The organism is Actinosynnema sp. NPDC059335, from assembly GCF_042752395.1.
GTDB lineage: Bacteria > Actinomycetota > Actinomycetes > Mycobacteriales > Pseudonocardiaceae > Actinosynnema.
This window is the reverse complement of the sequence record NZ_JBHYXZ010000118.1, coordinates 1-17,013: the sequence shown is the minus strand read 5'-3', so window position 1 is coordinate 17,013 and position 17,013 is coordinate 1. Positions and strand designations below refer to the sequence as shown.

Here is a 17,013-nt window from a genome sequence, read left to right as displayed (position 1 = left end):
CCAACCCGAGCAACCACTGGCACGCCGCGTCGTCGAACCGCAGGTGCACCGCGGTGTCGAGGCCGAGCACCCGGCCCAGGGCCAACGCCTGCGCCCCGAGCACGCCGATCTCCTGGCACTGCAACCGGTACGCGAACTCCCCGTACTTGAACCCGTTGCGCCAGAACACGGCGGTGAGCACCACCACGACGTCCGGCAGGTCCTCCGGCGGTCGGGTCAGCGCCGCCCGCAGCAGCGGCCGGTGGTCGCCCGGGCGGACGAGGTCGAGGGCGTGGTGCGCGGCGTCGTAGTGGTAGAGCCCGGCGGGTTCGGCGAGCGCGACGTACGCCTCGATCGGGTACAGCCCGCCGCCCGAGGGCGCGGGCCGCTTGAGCACCACCCTCGGCGTGCCGCCGGCGGACCACTCGGCCCTCGTCACGCCGAGCAGGCCGCGCAGCAGGTCGCCGGGCGGCGACGGGTCCCGCCACGGCAGCACGACCCGTCCGGTGGACCGGTAGCGCTTGTAGGTGGGCGGCGCGGCGCGCCAGTCGACGTCCACCCGGCCGCGTGCGGCGAGGGCGTCGAGGTAGCGGCGGGTCGCCTCGCCCGGCGCGAAGGCGGGTTGCGACCCCGGTGCGATCAGTCGGGAACCGGACACGACGCCTCCGGGCAGGTCAGGGGAACGGGTGGGGGTGCGGGTTGACGTCCTCCGGCGGCAGGTCCGTCGCGCGGTGGCCCAGCAGGCGCGGCACCGAGGCCAGGCGGGGGATGCCGTGGGTGCGGCGGAACCCGTGGCCGAACGTCATCGGCAGCGTGCCCGGCACGATCACCTTGGCGGACGCGAAACCGCACGCCCGGTGCTCCGGTGTCGTGGTGTCGACCGCGAGCACGTCGAGCCCGGTGTCGAGGTAGCGGCGGACCAGCTCGGCCAGGTCGTCGCCGAGGTCGTGGTGGCGCGGCCAGGCGGCGTGCGCGGCGAGGTCGGCCAACGGCATCGGCGGCCGGTCGTGGTCCAGGAAGGACAGTCGCGGCGCGGTGCCCGGGTGGCCGTGGAGCAGGGCGTGGTCGGGCATCTCCCGGACCTCGTCGGGATCGGCGAGCAGGCGGGCCGCGCGGTCGAGGTCGAACCCGGCCATCCGGCGACCGGCGCCGGCGGCGGCGTCGATCAGGGCGGCGTGCAGCGCGCGTTCCGGGTCCGGGTGGGCGGCGGCGCCGCACCCGTGCCGGGGCACGCCCGGCCGCCGTTCCGCGTCGACCGCGAGCACCAGCACGGCGGGCACCCGCTGTTCCAGCGTGGTGGAGTAGGCCGTCACGGCGTAGCCCAGGCGTTGGCGGACGAACTCGGCGAGCACCGGGATGCGCCGGTCGCGGGCCGAGCCGAGGTCGAGCCGGGGCGCCGGCAGCCGGGCGTACCAGGTCATCAGGAACGCGTCGCGCTCGGCGATCTCCAACAGGCCGTGGAGGATCGCCTCCTCCGGCGAACCGCCCAGCGCGCACCCGTTGGAGCACTCGTAGGCCAGGCGGCGGTCGGGTGCGCCGGGCCGGCGGCCGTAGTAGGCGTGGCTCCGCGGCACGAGCACCGGTTCCGCGCGCCGGAACGAGTGGGCCCAGACCCAGGCCAGTTCCGCGCCGGGGTCGAAGCGGGCGAACGGGAATCCCGGTCGGTCGTACCAGTCGTCCGGGTAGAGGCCGAGGTCGCGCGGGTCGATCGCCCGGTCCGCGACCTGGTCGTAGGACGCCAGGACCGCGGTGCGGCGGCTGCGCGGGTGCGGGTTGCCGTACCGCTCCAGGGCTTCGGTGATCGCGGTCAGGCGGGCGGTGCGGAAATCGGCCGCCCGCCCGTAGCCGTGCCTGGTCGCGGACTCCAGGTGCGGTGGGCCGAGGCGGGCGGTCGCCGTGGGGATGCCGTGCGGCGACCCGTTGGCGCACGTGCCGATCAGGCCGGTCTCCGGGTCCACATAGGAGCGCTCCAGCTCGGTCCACCGGCCGTTCAGGGATGCGGTCCGGAACGTGCCGGGGTCCGGTTTGGGCAGTGGCCGGCGGTGGAGCCGGGCGGCCTGTGCGGTGTCGTCCGGCAGGTCGGCGCACCGGGGGCACAGCGGATCCGGCAGGAACGCGTGCCGGGTGAGCAGGCCGGTGTGCGGCGACCACCGCAGCACCGCGTTCCGGGTGCGGGGCCGGCCGCCGGGGCGGGTGAGGCGGTGCAGTTCGTCGGCCACGACGTCGGCGATGGCGTGCGCGGACACCGTCGTGACGAGAGGGGTGGGCGGGTCGTCGCCGAACTCGGCGCGCCACGCGGCCAGGCCGAGCCGGTCGGCGCGGTTGTGGTCGCGCCGCCGCCGTGCGCAGGTGTCGCAGCCGGGGGTGGCGGGCAGGACCACGGGGCCGATCAGCACGACCGGGCCGTCCACGCGGACCGGCAGCCACGGCGCGGTGGGCTCCGGGTCGCCGTGGCGGAATGCGGCCAGGGTCGCGTGGAGCAGCGGCGGGCCGGACACCCGCACGTGCACGGTAGCGGGTTGGGCGGCGGCAGGCGGTGGGCCAGGTCGCGGGACGGCAGGTGGGTCGGCGGGCGGGCCGGGGGTGGGAGGGCCGGCGGGCGATGCGGCGGCGAGCAGGGCGGCGGGTGGGCCGGGGGCAGGTGGGTGGGCCGGCCGCGTGGCGGCGGGTGGGCCGACGGCAGGCGGCGCGGCAGCGGGCAGTGCAGCGGCAGGCGGCGCAGCGGCAGGCGGCGCAGCGGCAGGCGGCGCAGCGGCAGGCGGCGCGGCGGTGGGTGGCCCGGAGGCAGGGGCGGCGGCGAGCGGGGTGTCGGGTTCGGTGGTGGGTGGTCGGGTGGTGGTGCGCGTGGCGTCGGGGCGTGCGGTGGCGGGTGCGGTGGCGTTCGTCCGCAGTTCAGCGCTCATCGGCCACCACTCGCACCAGGCAGGGCACCAGGTCGCGCACCGCGTCGTCCGCCACCAGCGGCACGGCGAGGGGGAGCCGGCCGGCCCGGCGCAGGGCGGCGGCGAGCGCGTGGCAGCGGGGGTCGGCGGAGGGTGGCGCGTCCGTCTCGCCCTCGGCCCACCGGGTCACCGCCACGTCGTCCGACAGGTCGCACTGCCAGTGCAGCACGGCCCGTTCGAGCGCGTCCCGCAACGCCTCGGCGGCCGTGGTGGCGCACGAGGTGATCGTCGTGCCGGCCAACCGGAGCGCGAACGCGGGCACGCCGAGCACCCCGCCCAGGTCGACCGCGTGCACGGTCACGGCGGCGGCCCGCAGCAGTCGCCACAGGTCCGAGGCCCGCTCGTCGCCCACGACCCGCACCGCCGTGGGCAGGTCGCACGGCCGCCCCTCCCCCACCCGCGCGGCGACCAGCGCCTCGCAGTGCGCCCGGAGCCCGGCGGTGACGGCGTCGGCCCACGTCCGACCGGCCGCCACGCCGACCGGTGCCCGGTACGGCGCCCGGAGCGCGACCGGCGCGACCGCGGACGTGCCGCCGGTCAGCAGGTCCGGCCGCTCCCCGCCCCGCGCGTCGACCAGGCTCGCGTAGGTCGCCAGGCCGGCCAGCGCGGCCCGCCACCGGGCCTGCTCCCGGTCGCCGCCCCACCCCGCGACCTCCGGGGCCGGGGCCCAGGCGGGCAGCGCCGACGCCGGGTCGGACACCGAGGCGCGGCACACCGCCAGCGGCACCTGGGGCAGGTCGTCCTCGTCCAACCGGCCCAGCACGCCGACCCGGTCGTCGACGAACCACCGGAGCCGGTCGTGGAACCCGTCGGCCGCGGCGTCCGGCCCCGCGCGCCCCGTCACGGCGTACGGCCGGGGCCGGTGCGCGCGCGAGGTCAGGTCGCGCAGGTCGATCCGCGTCAGCACCGGCTCCTCGTCCTCGGCGGCCCAGCCGGTCAGGTGCCGGAACGCCGCCAGCGCCACGTGCGCGGCGATCACGCCCGGCACCGGGCCGGTCAGCAGCCCTTCGTCCGGGCCGGGGTCACGCCAGGCACCGAGCCGGCGCCAGCAGGACGGGGCGCGGACCCGGTCCGGCGGGCCGACCGCCGTCACCCACGCCTCGTCGCCGCCCACCAGCACCTGCCCGAGCGGCACGTCCCACCGCGCGCCGTCCCGGGCGGCCGCCACGAGCGCGTCACGGCGGTCCGACACGCACAGCAGCAGGTCGATCCCGGCTTCCCGGTCGAAGTCGACGCGCTGCGCGTCGTCGCGGGTCGCGGCCCGGGCGACCGCGCGCAGGGCGGTCACGTCGTCGTCCGTCCGGACCGACACCCGCCGCCACCCCGACCGCAGCCCCGCCGCGAGCAGCGCGGCCAGCACCGGCCCGCCGCCGCGGAGGGTGACGCGGGCCGACCGCAACCGCTCGAACCGGTGCTCGGCCGAGTCCGTCGCGTACCGGAGGAACGCGATCTCCGGCTCGTAGACCCGCAGCTCCTCCTCGGTGAGCGCGTGCGGCTCGTCGTCCACCGCGTCCACCAGCAGGTGCTGCTCGTGCAGCACGCGGACCAGGTGCTCGACCGCCGCCCGCTGGTCGGCCGACAGCGGGTCGACCAGGTCGCTCAGCGCGTGCTCGCCGGTGAGGAACGGGGCCAGCCGGTCCAGCCACTCGTAGCTCGTGGCGCCGGTCAGCGTGCAGGCGCCGGCGGAGCCGCGCACGTACACCCCGTCCGGGCTCCTCGCGTACCGGACATCGGCACGCAGCCGTGGACGCATTCCCGCACCTCCGCGCACTCGCCCGACGCCCCGCCCGGGTTCCGAAGGTAATCGAGGCGACCCCACGCGGACGGGTGTCGAAGCGTGACAAGCGGCCACGGTTGAGTGATGACGAGGAGTCACCACCCCGGGCGGGCGTCGTCGGGGCCGGCGCAACTCTTTCGGGCACTGCAACGTCCACAGTGGTGGGAAAGCGGCCGGTCGGCGGAACTCCGATGGTCGGTGGGCGCATCACGTTGACCGAACACCCGGAAGTGGGATTCTGAAGGCGTGCAGGGCACTTCGCGATCCCGGCCCGCCGACCCCTTCCGGCTGCTCCTGGTCGAGGACGACCGGGAGCTGGTCGAGTTGCTCTCCGACGCGTTGGAGGGCGAGGGCTACGCCGTGGACGTCGCCCTGGACGGGCACCGCGGGCTGCACCTGGCGCTCACCCGTCCGTACGACGTCGTGGTCATCGACCGCGGGTTGCCCGCGCTCGACGGGCTGGAACTGCTGGTGCGGCTGAGATCGAGGTCGGTGCGGGCGCGGGCGTTGATGCTCACCGCGCTGGGCACCGTGCACGACCGGATCGACGGCCTCGACGCCGGGGCCGACGACTACCTGGTGAAACCGTTCGACCTGGACGAGCTGAGCGCGCGGCTGCGCGCGCTGTGCCGCCGGGCGTTGGAGCTGGTCGACGTGCTGCGGATCGGCGCGGGGCACCTCGACCTCGGGCAGCGGGAGGTCGTGCTGCCCGACGGCGCGCGGGTGCCGCTCACCGCGCGGGAGTTCGCGCTGCTCCGGGTGCTCGCCGCCGACCCGGGCAAGGTGCACACGCGCGCGTCGTTGCGCAGGACGGTGTTCCAGGACGCACCGTCACCATCCATTGTGGACACTTACGTGTACTACCTGCGGAGCAAGATCGACCGTTCGGTGGTGCACACGGTGCACGGGCTCGGGTACCGGTTGGGGGCGTTGTGAGTCGTTCGTGGGCCGAGGCGGAGCGCGCGGTGATCCGGCGGTCGCGCCTGCGGATCAGCGTGCTGGTGGCGCTGGCGATCACGGTGCTGGTCGCGTTCGTGGGCGGCATCGCCTACGCCGTGATGGCGCACGCGCAGGAGAAGCAGGTGACGCGCGAGCTGCGGTACAACGCCCGGTACGCCGCGCCGTCCACGCCGCCCGGGTGCACGTGGTTGTTCGTGCTGGCCGACGGGGTGCTCGACGACGGGCTGCTGGCCGTGCCGCCGGGGTTCCCGCTGCGGGAGGACCTCGACGCGGTGCGGGAGTCCGGCCGGCCGATCGAGCGCGCCCTGGAGCGCAACGGCACGGAGTACCTGGTGCGCACCCAACCGGGTGATGACGGCACGACCGTGCAGGCGGTGTTCGACAAGCGCTACCAGTTGGCCGACCGGCGGCACCTGTTGCTGGCGTTGGCGATCGCGGAGGTCTGCGGGCTGCTGGCGGCGGCGGTGACCGGGCTGACCGTGGGCCGGGGCACGGTCGCGCCGCTGGCCGAGGCGCTGGCCAGGCAGCGGCGGTTCGTCACGGACGCGAGCCACGAGCTGCGCACGCCGATCGCGCGGGCGTACACGCGGGTGCAGCTGCTGGCGCGGCTGGCGGCGGACGCCGACCTGCCGGACGACCACCGCGCCGGGCTGGACAAGCTGGCCAGCTCGATCCGCGTGCTCGGGGACGTGGTGGACGACCTGCTGCTGTCGGCGCGGTTGACCGAGCAGTCCGAGGGGTTCGACGGCCGGGTGGTGGACCTCGGCGCGGTGGCGGAGGCCGCGGTGGAGGCGGAGGGCGAGCGGGCCGGTGAGCGGCGGATCGCGCTGACCGCGCACCGGGCCGCCGGGCCGTTGGTGGTGAGCGGCGTGGAGACGGCGTTGCGGCGGGCGGTGGCGGAGTTGGTGTCGAACGCGGTGCGCCACACCCCGGCCGGCGGGCGGATCGACGTGCGGGTGGGGCGGGGGCGTGACGGGTCGGTCGAGCTGACCGTGACCGACACGGGTTCGGGCTTCGACCCGGTCGAGGCGGACCGCCTGTTCGACCGCTTCCACCGGGGGCAGGGCGGGGCGGAGCGGCAGTTCGGGCTGGGGCTCGCGCTGGTGCGGGAGGTGGTGACGCGGCACGGGGGCACGGTGGAGGCGGTCGGCCACCCGGGCGAGGGGGCGCGGTTCACGCTGCGCCTGCCGGCGGCCGCCGGCGCCGGGGTGGGCGCGGCGCGCGAACTGAGCACCGGCTCCCGCTGAACGACGCGACGACCGGGGCACGGTTCGCGCCGAGCGACGGCCGGTGCCGATAGGGGCGGCGGGGCGCGGCGGCGACGGGGCGCGGCGGGGGCAGGGCGCGGCGGGGGCGCGGCGGGGCGGTGGGTGGTGGGCGGGGCGGGGTGGGCGGGTGCGGCGGTCGAGTCGGCCGGCGGCGGTGCGACAGCGGGCAGGGGCAGGGGCGAGGCGGGCGGTCCTAGCCGGCGGTGACCAGGGTGGCGGCCAGGCGGACGTCGGCGTCCAGTGGGCGGTCGGGGTCGATGGGGGCGATCGCGTCCGCCAGCGTGTCGAGCAGGGCGGCGCAGCGGGGTGCGGTGGGGCGGCGCGCGCCGACGTGGACCGCTTGGCGCAGGCCGAGCGCCAGCGAGCCGCACAGCAGCTCCAGCAGCCCGGCGAGGTCGTGCGCCCGCAGCGCGGCCTGCGTCCCGAACGGCACGACGTCCTGGTTGTGCAGGTTCGTCGGCAGGCTCTGGGTGCTGGCCGGCAGCGCGTTGCGGCGGATCTCGGCCACGAACGCGGTCGTCGCCAATTGCACCCCCTGCAGCCCGTGCTGCTGCCCAGGCCCGGCCGCCAGCATGGGCGGCAGGCCGGTGTTGCGGCCCGGGTCGACCAGCAGGTCCAGCTGCCGCTCCGCGAGGTTGCCCAACGACGCGGTCACCATGGCGAGCACGTCGGCGGCGAACGCGGCCGGTTGGCCGAAGAAGTTGCCGCCGTGCGCGACCAGGTCGTCACCGGGGAAGAACAGCGGGTTGTCGCTGACCCCGGCCAGGTCCGCGGCGACGACGCCGTCCACGTAGCGCAACGCGTCCTCGGCCGCGCCGAGCAGCTGCGGCGAGCAGCGGATGCTGTACGGCTCCTGGAGCGCCCGCGCGCCGCTGGGCACCGTGCCCGCCAGGACCCCGCGCATCCGCTCCGCGACCGTGACCGCGCCCGGGTGGCCGTACGCCGAGATCAGGCGCGGGTCGAGGAAGCCCGGGTCGGCCCCCAGCACGTCGACCAGCAGGCACGTGAGGTCCTGCACGGCCCGGTGCGCGGCACGCACCCGGTCCAGCGCCAGGGCGGTCGCGGCGGTCGTCACGGACGTGCCGTTGACGAGCGCCAACGCGTCACGGCCGTCCAGCGCCAGCGGGCTCAGGCCGGTCCGGCGCAGGGCTTCGTCGGCGGGCAGCCGCTCGCCGTCGACGTAGGCGTGCCCCCGGCCGCGCAGCGCCTGGGTCGCGTAGGCCAGCGGGATGAGGTCGCCGCTCGCCCCGACCGAGCCGTACCGGGGCACCGCCGGGACGAACGTGGTGCCGAACATCGCGGCGAGGCCGTCCACCACGTGCCCGGACACCCCCGACACCCCTTGGGCGAGCGACCACGCCCGCACGAGCAGCGCGGCCCGCACGACGTCGGCCGGGAGGTCGGGTCCCTGGCCCGCGCCGAGGTGGGCCAGGGTGTTGTCGCACTGGTCGGCTTCGTCCGCACGGCCGGCGAACCCCACCAGCGCGCCGAACCCGGTCTTCGCGCCGTAGACGGGGCGGTCGTCGTCGGCGAGCACGGTGCGCAGGTACTCGCGGCCGCGGTCGACGCGGTCCCGGACGGCGGGGCCGACGAGCACCGCGAGCGGTGATGCCGCACGGTGGAGGTCGGCGGGGCGCAGTGGCGCGGCGAGGTCGACAGGCTCATCGGTCACGGCACGGACGGTAGGCGGGCGATCTCAGAGAGTTCTGAGATCGCGTCAGTAGCTTCCTGGCCCATGGCGCACGACTACCTGATCATCGGCGCGGGACCGGCCGGGTTGCAGCTCGCCTCCCTGCTCGAACGCGACGGCCGCGACTACGCCGTCCTCGAACGCGGCAGCGCCCCGGGCGCGTTCTTCACCCGCTACCCCCGGCACCGCACGCTCATCTCGATCAACAAGGTGCACACCGGGACCTCGGACCCGGAGAAGCGGATGCGCATGGACTGGAACTCCCTGCTGTCCGACGACCCGGAACTGCTGTTCACCCGCTACACGGGCCGGTACTTCCCGGCCGCCGACGACCTGGTCCGCTACCTGGCCGACTTCGCCGCGGCCACCGGCGTCCGGGCGCACTACGACACCGAGGTCGTGCGGATCTCCCGCGACGACGACGGGTTCACGGTGCTCGCCCGCGACGGCCGCACGTGGCGAGCCGCACGGGTGGTCATGGCCACCGGCGTCTCGCAGCTGCACGTGCCGCCGATCCCCGGCATCGGGCACGTCGAGCGTTACGACACCTTCGACACCGACCCGGAGTCGTTCACCGGCCAACGGGTGCTGGTGATCGGCAAGGGCAACTCCGGCTTCGAGACCGCCGACGCGCTCGTGGAGCACGCCGCCGTCATCCACCTGGCGGGCCCGCACTCGGTGCGGCTGGCCTGGCAGACGCACTACGTCGGCCACCTGCGCGCGGTGAACAACAACTTCCTCGACACCTACCAGCTCAAGTCGGAGAACGCCGTTCTCGACGGCACGATCGAGCGCATCGAGCCGCGGCCCGGGGGCGGGTTCCGCATCCTGTTCCGGTACGCGCGCACGGTGGAGTCGCTGCGGGAGCTGGAGTACGACCGGATCATCGCGTGCACCGGGTTCCGGTTCGACGCCTCGGTGTTCGACGAGGGCTGCCGGCCGGCCCTGGTGATCGACGACCGGTTCCCCGAGCAGACGTCCGCGTTCGAGTCGACCACGGTGCCGGGCCTGTACTTCGCGGGCACGGTGACGCAGCAGCGGGACTTCAAGAAGTCCACCAGCGGGTTCATCCACGGCTTCCGCTACGGCGCCCGCGCCCTGCACCGCATCCTCTCCGCCCGCCACCACGGCGTGCCGTGGCCCGCGACGGACCTCGCGCCGTCGCCGGAGGCGATCGGCGACGCGATCGTGGCCAGGGTGAACCGGTCGTCGGCGCTGTGGCAGCAGTTCGCGGTCATGGGCGACGTGGTGACGGTCTCCGGCGGGAGCGCCCGGTACGAGGAGGAGGTGCCGGTGGCCTACCTCGCCGACGGCGGGCTGGGCCCGGCCGAGCACCGGTTCGTCGCGACGTTGGAGTACGGACCCGACCACGACACCGTGGACCCGTTCGACATCTCGGTCCCCCGCGTGGCGGAGAACGACGCGGCCAACGCCCACGACGCCGGCTACCTGCACCCCGTGGTGCGGTACTACCGCGACGGCGCGCTCACCGCGACGCACCACCTGGCGGAGAACCTGGAGAACCAGTGGGACCTGCCGGCGGTGCACCAGCAGCCGCTCGCGGTGTTCGTGAAGGAATGCCTTGCCGGCGGGTGACGCCGAGCCGTTCCCGCGTGCGGTGCTCGACGCGCTCGACGCCGCCGCGGACCGGCCGGTGTTCGAACACGGCGACCGCGTGGTGACGGGCGCGCGGCTGCTCGACCTCGTCGCGCGGATCGCGTCCGGGTTGCGCGGTGAAGGGCTCGGCCCGGGTGACGGCGTCGCGCTGCTGCTCGGCGTCACGCCCGAGGCGTTCGCCACGATCCTCGCCGCCCACGTGGTCGGCGCTCGGGTGGTGGGCCTGCGACCGGGGTTGACCGACGCGCAGGTGCGACACGTCCTCGGCCTCGACATCGCCGCGGTGGTCACCGACTCGGCCGGGCGGCACGGGCGCCGCACGCTCACCGTGGACGCGCTGAGCCGGTCGCGACCGCGCCCGGTGCGGCTCGCGGGCAGGCCCGGGGACGTCGCCCGGTTGATCCACACCAGCGGCAGCACGGGCACGCCCAAGGCGTGCGCGCAGACCTACGCCGCGATGACCGCCGCGTGGACCGCCCGACCGGCGGCCTGGCCGCCCGCGATCCGCGAGCTGGCGTCCCGGCTCGACCGCTACCTGGTGTTCGGGACGCTGGCGAGCCAGGTGATGTTCGAGTACGCGGTGCTGACCCTGGCGGCCGGCGGCACGCTGGTCGCCGCCGACCCGCCCGCGCTGCCCGACGCGATCACCCGCCACCGCGCCTCCGGCTGCGTGATCACCGTGCCGCGGCTGGCCAAGCTGGTCGCGGCGCAGCGCCGCGCGCCGGTCGACCTGTCGAGCCTGCGCGCGCTGATGGTGTCCGGGTCGCCGCTGACGGCCGACCGGCACCGGGAGGCGTTGGACGTGCTCGGACCGGTGGTGTTCCACGGCTACGGCCAGAGCGAGACGGGCATGGTCGCGATGGCCACCCCCGCCGACCCGCCCGGTTCGGTGGGCGTCCCGCCGGCGACGGTGGACGTGGAGGTCCGCGACCCGGCCGGCGCGCCGGTCCCGGTGGGCGTGGACGGCGAGCTGTTCGTCCGCACCCCGGCCCAGGCCGGGTCGTACTGGGGCGACCCGGCGCGGTCGGCCGAGGTGTTCACGGCGGACGGCTGGGTGCGCACCCGCGACCTGGGCCACCTCGACGCCGACGGCTGCCTGCGCCTGACCGGCCGGACCAGGGACGTGGTGATCGTCAACGCGAACCTGCACTACGCGGGCCCCATCGAACGGGTCATCGCCGAGCACCCGGACGTCGCCGAGGCGTACGTCGTCGCCGTGCCGGACGACGACACCGGCGAGGCGGTGCACGCGTTCGTGGTGCCGGCCGGCGGCCGTGCGCCCGACCTCGCCGCGCTGCGCGCGCTGGTGACCGAGCGGTTGGGCGCGGCGTGCGCGCCGGTGCGGGTGACCGCGATCGCGGAGCCGCCGCTCGCGCCGAGCGGCAAGCCGGACAAGCGCCTGCTGACCCCCTGAGACGTGAGGAGAGAGTGTGTCCAGCGAGGTTTCCACGGAGTGTCTCGTCATCGGCGCCGGCCCGGCGGGGTTGCAGGCGTCCTACCTGCTGTCCCGCGCGGGGCGGGACCACCTGGTGCTGGAGGCCGGTGACGCGCCCGGCGCGTTCTTCACCCGCTTCCCCCGGCACCGCACGCTGATCTCCATCAACAAGCCGATCACCGGCTGGGACGACCCCGAGCTGAACCTGCGCACCGACTGGAACTCGCTGCTGTCCGACGACCCGTCGCTGCTGTTCACCGCGTACACGCCGCGCTACTTCCCCGACGCCGAGGTGATGCTGCGCTACCTGGCCGACTTCGCCGCGAAGCACGACCTGCCGATCCGGTACGGGACCGAGGTGGTGTCGGTGGCCAGGCCGGACGACTTCGCGGTCACCGACCGGGACGGCGTCACGTACCGGGCGAAGCGGCTGATCGTGGCCACCGGCGTGTCCAAGCCGTACGTGCCGCCGATCGACGGCGTGGAGCTGGCCGAGCGGTACTTCGACGTGCCGGTGGACCCCGCGGGGTTCACCGGGCAGCGGGTGCTGATCATCGGGCGGGGCAACTCGGCGTTCGAGACGGCCGACAACCTCATCGAGACGGCGGCCGTCATCCACCTGGCCGGCCCGAACTCGCTGAAGCTGGCGTGGCAGACGCACTTCGTCGGCCACCTGCGCGCGGTGAACAACAACTTCCTCGACACCTACCAGCTCAAGTCGCAGAACGCGCTGCTGGACGGGCACGTGCTGGGCATCCGGCGCGACGGCGACGGCTACCTGGCGCGGATCAGCTTCGCGCGGGTCGCGGAGGTGGTGAAGGAGATCCGCTACGACCGGGTGATCGTCGCGACCGGGTTCCGGTTCGACGCGTCGATCTTCGCCCCCGAGTGCCGGCCGCGGCTGACGATCAACGACCGGTTCCCCGACCAGACCGCCGCGTGGGAGTCGGTGAACGTGCCCGACCTGTTCTTCGCCGGCACGATCACGCAGGCCAGGGACTTCAAGAAGTCCACCAGCGGGTTCATCCACGGCTTCCGGTACGGGGTGCGGGCGCTGCACCACGTCCTGGAGCACCGCTACCACGGCGTGCCCTGGCCGAGCCGCGACCTGGCGGCCACCCCCGAGGCCGTGGTCGACGCCGTCATCGAGCGGGTGAACCGCACGTCGGCGCTGTGGCAGCTGTTCGGGTTCATGGCCGACGCCGTGCTGGTCGGGCCGGACGGCGCGCCGCGCTACGTCGAGGAGGTGCCGCTGGCGCACCTGCACGAGGCCGTCGCGCGGGGCGACTTCGGCGAGGTCGAGTCCTACCTCGCGGTCACGCTGGAGTACGGCGCGGACCACGACAAGATCAACCCGTTCGACATCGGCACGCGCCGCCCGTCCCAGGAGGACACCAGCGGGCTCGACGGCCGCTACCTGCACCCGGTGGTGCGGCACTTCCGCGCCGGCCGGGTCGTGGGCGAGCACCACGTGACCGAGAACCTGGAGAACGAGTGGGACAGCGAGGCGGTGCACCGCGCGCCGCTGCGGGCGTTCGTGCGCGACCGGCTCGCCCGGACCGGGGTGGGGTCGGCGTGAGCGGTGGCCTCGCCGAACTGCACGAAAAGGCGCGTGCGGTGCTCGACCCGGTGCACTACGACTACTACGCGGGCGGGGTCGGCGACGAGGTCGTGCTCGGCGAGAACGAGGCGGCGTTCGGCCGGTTGGCCCTGCTGCCGCGGGTGCTGCGCGGCCGGGTGACCCGCGGCCTGGGCGTGGAGCTGCCCGGCGGGCGGTTGGCCGCGCCGGTGCTGGTCGCGCCGACCGCGTTCCACCGGCTGGCCCACCCCGAGGGCGAGCGGGCGACGGCGCGGGCGGCCGCGGCGGCGGGCACGGTGCTCGTGTCCGGCATGGCGTCGACGGTGGCCATCGGCGACGTGGTGCGGGCGGCGCGGGAGGTGGCGTCGGACGCCGCGGTGTGGTTCCAGCTCTACCTCCAGCCCGACGAGGCCGTCACCGAGGCGCTGGTGCGGCGGGCGGAACGCGCGGGCTGCACGGCCCTGGTGGTGACGGTCGACTCGCCGGTGTTCGGCCGGCACCGCCGCGACGCCGAGCACGGCTTCCACGACCTGCCCGAGGGCCTCGCCGCGGAGAACATGCGCGACCTGCCCGGGTGCCCGCCCGGCGGGGTGCGGGACATCGAGATGTCGCCCGCGCTGTCGTGGGCGCACCTGGACCGGCTGCGCGGGCTGACCTCGCTCCCCCTGTGGCTCAAGGGCGTGCTGCACCCGGCCGACGCGGTGCTGGCGGTCGAGCACGGGGCGGCCGGGGTGGTGGTGTCCAACCACGGCGGCCGGCAGTCCGACCTGGCGCCGGCGGCGGTCGAGGCGTTGCCGGCGGTGGTCGACGCGGTGGCGGGCCGGGTGCCGGTGCTGCTGGACGGCGGTGTCCGCGGCGGCGGCGACGTCGCGGTGGCGCTGGCGCTGGGCGCGGCGGCCGTCGGCGTCGGCAGGCCGGTGCTGTGGGGCCTGGCGGCGGCCGGCGAGGCCGGGGTCGCCCGCGTGCTCGACGTGCTGCGCGACGAGTTCGACCACGCCCTCGCCCTGTGCGGCGGGCGCGACGTCGGCGACCTCACCCGCGACCTGGTGGTCACCCGCGGCACGGGGGTGACGGCGCGGTGTGGGTGACCGGGGTGCTCGCCGCCGCGGCGGTGCTGACCGCGCCGCGCTGGCTGCCCGCGCGGGTCGTGGCGCTGCGCGCCAAGGTGTTCGAGAAGGTCAACGGGGACAACGCCGTCACGTTCCCGAACGCGGTGGTCGGGCCGGACCGGTTCGAGGAGGTCTACGCCCACCCGGCCGCGAACGGGCGCAGCCGGGGCGCGGGCCTGTCGGACCTGTTCTGGTACTGGCTCTCCCCCGGCCCGGAGGTGCACCAGGAGCACCTGGAGGCCGGGCCGCGCTACGACGACGTCGCGCGCACGACGCGCCTGCTGCTGTCCGGGCCGGGCGACGCGCTCTCGGCGGCCGCGGCCCGCTGCGCCGCGCGGGTGCTGGACGAGGTGGTCACCGGGCGGGCGGCGCTGGTCCGGCTGCGCGACCTGATGATGCCGGTGTGGGCGGAGTACTTCCACGAGCTGGTGTTCGGCGAGCCGTGCTCCCGCGAGGCGCGTGACCTGATCGTGGGCCACGCCGACGACGTGGTGACCTCGCTGAAGTGCACCGGCCTGCGCCACCCCGCGCGGCGGGCGCGGCTGACCCGGTACCTCGCCCGGCGCGTCGCGGCCGGCGACGTGCGGCGGCCGCTGCCGGAGAGCCTGTCGCCCGCCGAACGCGTGCACTACCTCCAGGGCACGTTCTTCAACACCGCCGTGGTGCAGATGTCCGAGGCGATGGCGCACCTGCTGCTCGCCCTGGCCCGGCACCCGCAGGTGGCGGCCCGGCTCCGGGACGACCCCGCCGACGACCGCTACTTCGCCCACGTGCTGGACGAGACCCTGCGGCTGTACCCGCTGTTCGGCATCGCGCACCGCATCACGACCGCGGAGATCGAGCTGGACGGGCGCACCACGCTGCCCGCGGGGTCGGTGCTGTGCTTCAGCTACCCCGACTACCACGCGACCGGCTACCCGCGGCCGGAGGTGTTCGACCCGGACCGCTGGGACGGCGTGGCGGCCCGCGCGGCGCACCACATCCCGTTCGGCGTCGCCGCGAACCGACCGTGCCCGGCGTGGCGGCTGTCCCCGCTCGCCCTGCGGGCGGCGACCCGCGAGGTGCTGCGCCGCGTCACGCTGCACTCCACGGTCGGCCACACCCGGTCGCTGCCCAGCCGGGGACCGTGCCTGCTGGTCCGCGTCGACGAGCCGCTGCCGCCGCGCCGACTGGCCGCGATCGGGGCGTTCCTGCGCGTGCGCGACCGGTGGGAGGACGTCTGGCGCAGCGTGGTCCAGCTCGTGCTCGGCACGGTCATGGTCCTGCACGCCCACCGCTTGCGCCTGGCCGGCCGCTACTTCGACGCGCACGACACCGAGGGTCGTCCGGTGCGGCGCGACCCGCCTTCCCCGGAGGAGAGGACCGAGTGAACCAGATCGAGTTCGCGTTGCGGGTGTTCGCCGCGCTGGCCGTCGTGCTCGCCGCGACGACCGTGTGCGGGCGGCTGGCCATGCTGGTCAGGCAGCCCAGGGTGGTCGGCGAGATGGTGGCCGGCGTGCTGCTCGGCCCGGCCCTGTTCGGCGCGGTCGCGCCCGGCGTGCAGGCCCAGCTGTTCCCGGCCGACGTCAAGGACACCCTGTACGTGCTCAGCACGATCGGCCTGACGTTCTACATGTTCCTGGTCGGGTCGTCGCTGGACCACGGTCCCGGCGGCAGCGGGAACGTCCGGCGCGCGTCGCTGCTCGCCGTGTCCGGGATCGTGCCGACGTTCCTGCTCGGCGCGGGGGTGGCGGCGTTGTTCTTCGGCTCGCTCAGCGTCGAGGGGTCGAGCGTGTGGGTGTTCATGCTGTTCGTGGGCGGCGCGCTGTCGATCACCGCGTTCCCCATGCTGGCGCGGATCCTCCAGGAGCGCGGCATCGCCAACACGCCGATCGGCGGCCTGACCCTGGTCGCCGCCGCGATCGACGACGCGGCGGCGTGGGTGATCCTCGCCCTGATCATCGCGGTGGGCGCGTCGGGCAGCCCGGCCGACGCGCTGGTCACCGTCCTCGGCGCGGCGGTGTTCGCGGCGCTGATGCTCACGGTGGGGCGCGCGCTGTTCGCCCGGCTCGGCGCGCGGGTGGAGCGCGAGGGCCGGGTCGGCCGCGACGTGATGGCGGTGATCCTGCTGGCGGTGCTGCTGGCGGGATGGTTCACCGACTACATCGGCGTGTTCTCGGTGTTCGGCGGGTTCGTCACCGGCCTGGCGATGCCGAAGTCGGCGGTCGTGCGCCGGGAGTTGGAGACCCGGCTCACGGACCTGAACTCGATCCTGCTGCTGCCGGTGTTCTTCGCGTTCAGCGGGCTCAACACCCAGGTGTCCGGCTTCGGCGCGGGCGGCGGGCTGTGGTGGCCCCTCGCGGTGGTCATGGTGGCCGCGTTCGCGGGCAAGTACCTCGGCTGCGCCCTGGTGGTGCGGGCGCAGGGCTTCCCGTGGCGTTACGCGTCGGCGGTCGGCGGGCTGATGAACGCGCGCGGGTTGATGATCCTGATCTTCATCAACATCGGGCTCGCCTACGGGCTGGTGACGCCGGAGCTGTTCGCGATCCTCGTCGCGGTGGCGATCGTGACCACCGCCGCCGCGCTGCCGATCTACCGCGCGTCGCTGCCCGACGACAAGGACCGCGCCGGTGCGGTCCCCCCGGCGGCCGCCGCGTGCCGGGCGGGGTGCGGTGGGT

12 protein-coding genes are annotated in these 17,013 nt (G+C 75.4%); 8 read left to right on the top strand and 4 right to left on the bottom strand.

Annotation, left to right across the window (positions count from 1 at the left end; translation table 11 throughout):
* The 3 genes from ACFXGA_RS29285 to ACFXGA_RS29275 all read right to left on the bottom strand — a co-directional run.
* Positions 1–637 (bottom strand): SagB family peptide dehydrogenase (locus ACFXGA_RS29285; protein ID WP_378093346.1); only part of this gene is annotated, 637 nt, incomplete at its 3' end.
* Between the two features lie 16 nt (positions 638–653).
* Entirely contained in the window at positions 654–2,489 is a 1,836-nt protein-coding gene (locus ACFXGA_RS29280; RefSeq protein ID WP_378093344.1) for a TOMM precursor leader peptide-binding protein, read from the bottom strand.
* Positions 2,490–2,871: 382 nt separating this feature from the next.
* Entirely contained in the window at positions 2,872–4,674 is a 1,803-nt protein-coding gene (locus ACFXGA_RS29275) for a hypothetical protein (protein WP_378093342.1), read from the bottom strand.
* A gap of 270 nt (positions 4,675–4,944) precedes the next feature.
* Here ACFXGA_RS29275 and ACFXGA_RS29270 point away from each other — a divergent pair, with 270 nt between their 5' ends.
* Both ACFXGA_RS29270 and ACFXGA_RS29265 read left to right on the top strand, forming a co-directional pair.
* Positions 4,945–5,634 carry a response regulator transcription factor gene (locus tag ACFXGA_RS29270; RefSeq protein WP_378093340.1) on the top strand — a complete coding sequence of 230 codons (690 nt, stop codon included), beginning with the start codon at positions 4,945–4,947 and terminating at the stop codon, positions 5,632–5,634.
* Positions 5,631–6,905, top strand: a complete 1,275-nt coding sequence (locus ACFXGA_RS29265) for a sensor histidine kinase (RefSeq protein WP_378093338.1) — start codon at positions 5,631–5,633, stop codon at positions 6,903–6,905. The genes ACFXGA_RS29270 and ACFXGA_RS29265 overlap by 4 nt, the downstream gene beginning before the upstream one ends.
* Before the next feature lie 214 nt (positions 6,906–7,119).
* Here ACFXGA_RS29265 and ACFXGA_RS29260 read toward each other — a convergent pair whose 3' ends face one another.
* On the bottom strand, positions 7,120–8,598 hold the full coding sequence (locus ACFXGA_RS29260) for an aromatic amino acid ammonia-lyase (protein WP_378093336.1): 1,479 nt from the start codon (positions 8,596–8,598) through the stop codon (positions 7,120–7,122).
* A 63-nt stretch (positions 8,599–8,661) separates the two neighbouring features.
* Between ACFXGA_RS29260 and ACFXGA_RS29255 the strand changes: the two genes are divergently transcribed.
* From ACFXGA_RS29255 to ACFXGA_RS29230, 6 genes are all read left to right on the top strand, one after another.
* Positions 8,662–10,212 (top strand): NAD(P)-binding domain-containing protein, encoded by a 1,551-nt coding sequence (locus ACFXGA_RS29255; protein WP_378093334.1) that lies wholly within the window; start codon positions 8,662–8,664, stop codon positions 10,210–10,212.
* Positions 10,199–11,647: a class I adenylate-forming enzyme family protein gene (locus ACFXGA_RS29250; protein WP_378093332.1), complete on the top strand. Its 1,449-nt coding sequence runs from the start codon at positions 10,199–10,201 to the stop codon at positions 11,645–11,647. The genes ACFXGA_RS29255 and ACFXGA_RS29250 overlap by 14 nt, the downstream gene beginning before the upstream one ends.
* A gap of 16 nt (positions 11,648–11,663) precedes the next feature.
* On the top strand, positions 11,664–13,247 hold the full coding sequence (locus tag ACFXGA_RS29245; RefSeq protein ID WP_378093330.1) for an NAD(P)-binding domain-containing protein: 1,584 nt from the start codon (positions 11,664–11,666) through the stop codon (positions 13,245–13,247).
* Positions 13,244–14,335, top strand: coding sequence for an alpha-hydroxy acid oxidase (locus ACFXGA_RS29240; protein ID WP_378093328.1), 1,092 nt, complete (start codon positions 13,244–13,246; stop codon positions 14,333–14,335). Before ACFXGA_RS29245 ends, ACFXGA_RS29240 begins: the two co-directional genes overlap by 4 nt.
* The gene (locus tag ACFXGA_RS29235; protein ID WP_378093326.1) at positions 14,326–15,726 is read left to right on the top strand and encodes a cytochrome P450; all 1,401 of its coding nucleotides are present in this window, start codon (positions 14,326–14,328) and stop codon (positions 15,724–15,726) included. Before ACFXGA_RS29240 ends, ACFXGA_RS29235 begins: the two co-directional genes overlap by 10 nt.
* The coding region (locus tag ACFXGA_RS29230; protein WP_378093324.1) for a cation:proton antiporter at positions 15,723–17,013 on the top strand (1,291 nt) is incomplete at its 3' end. The genes ACFXGA_RS29235 and ACFXGA_RS29230, both read left to right, overlap by 4 nt.

Bases quoted from the DNA above. Each gene is read 5' to 3' on its own strand.
- ACFXGA_RS29275 (WP_378093342.1), bottom strand. From the start codon at position 4,674: ATGCGTCCACGGCTGCGTGCCGATGTCCGGTACGCGAGGAGCCCGGAC.
- ACFXGA_RS29255 (WP_378093334.1), top strand. From the start codon at position 8,662: ATGGCGCACGACTACCTGATCATCGGCGCGGGACCGGCCGGGTTGCAG.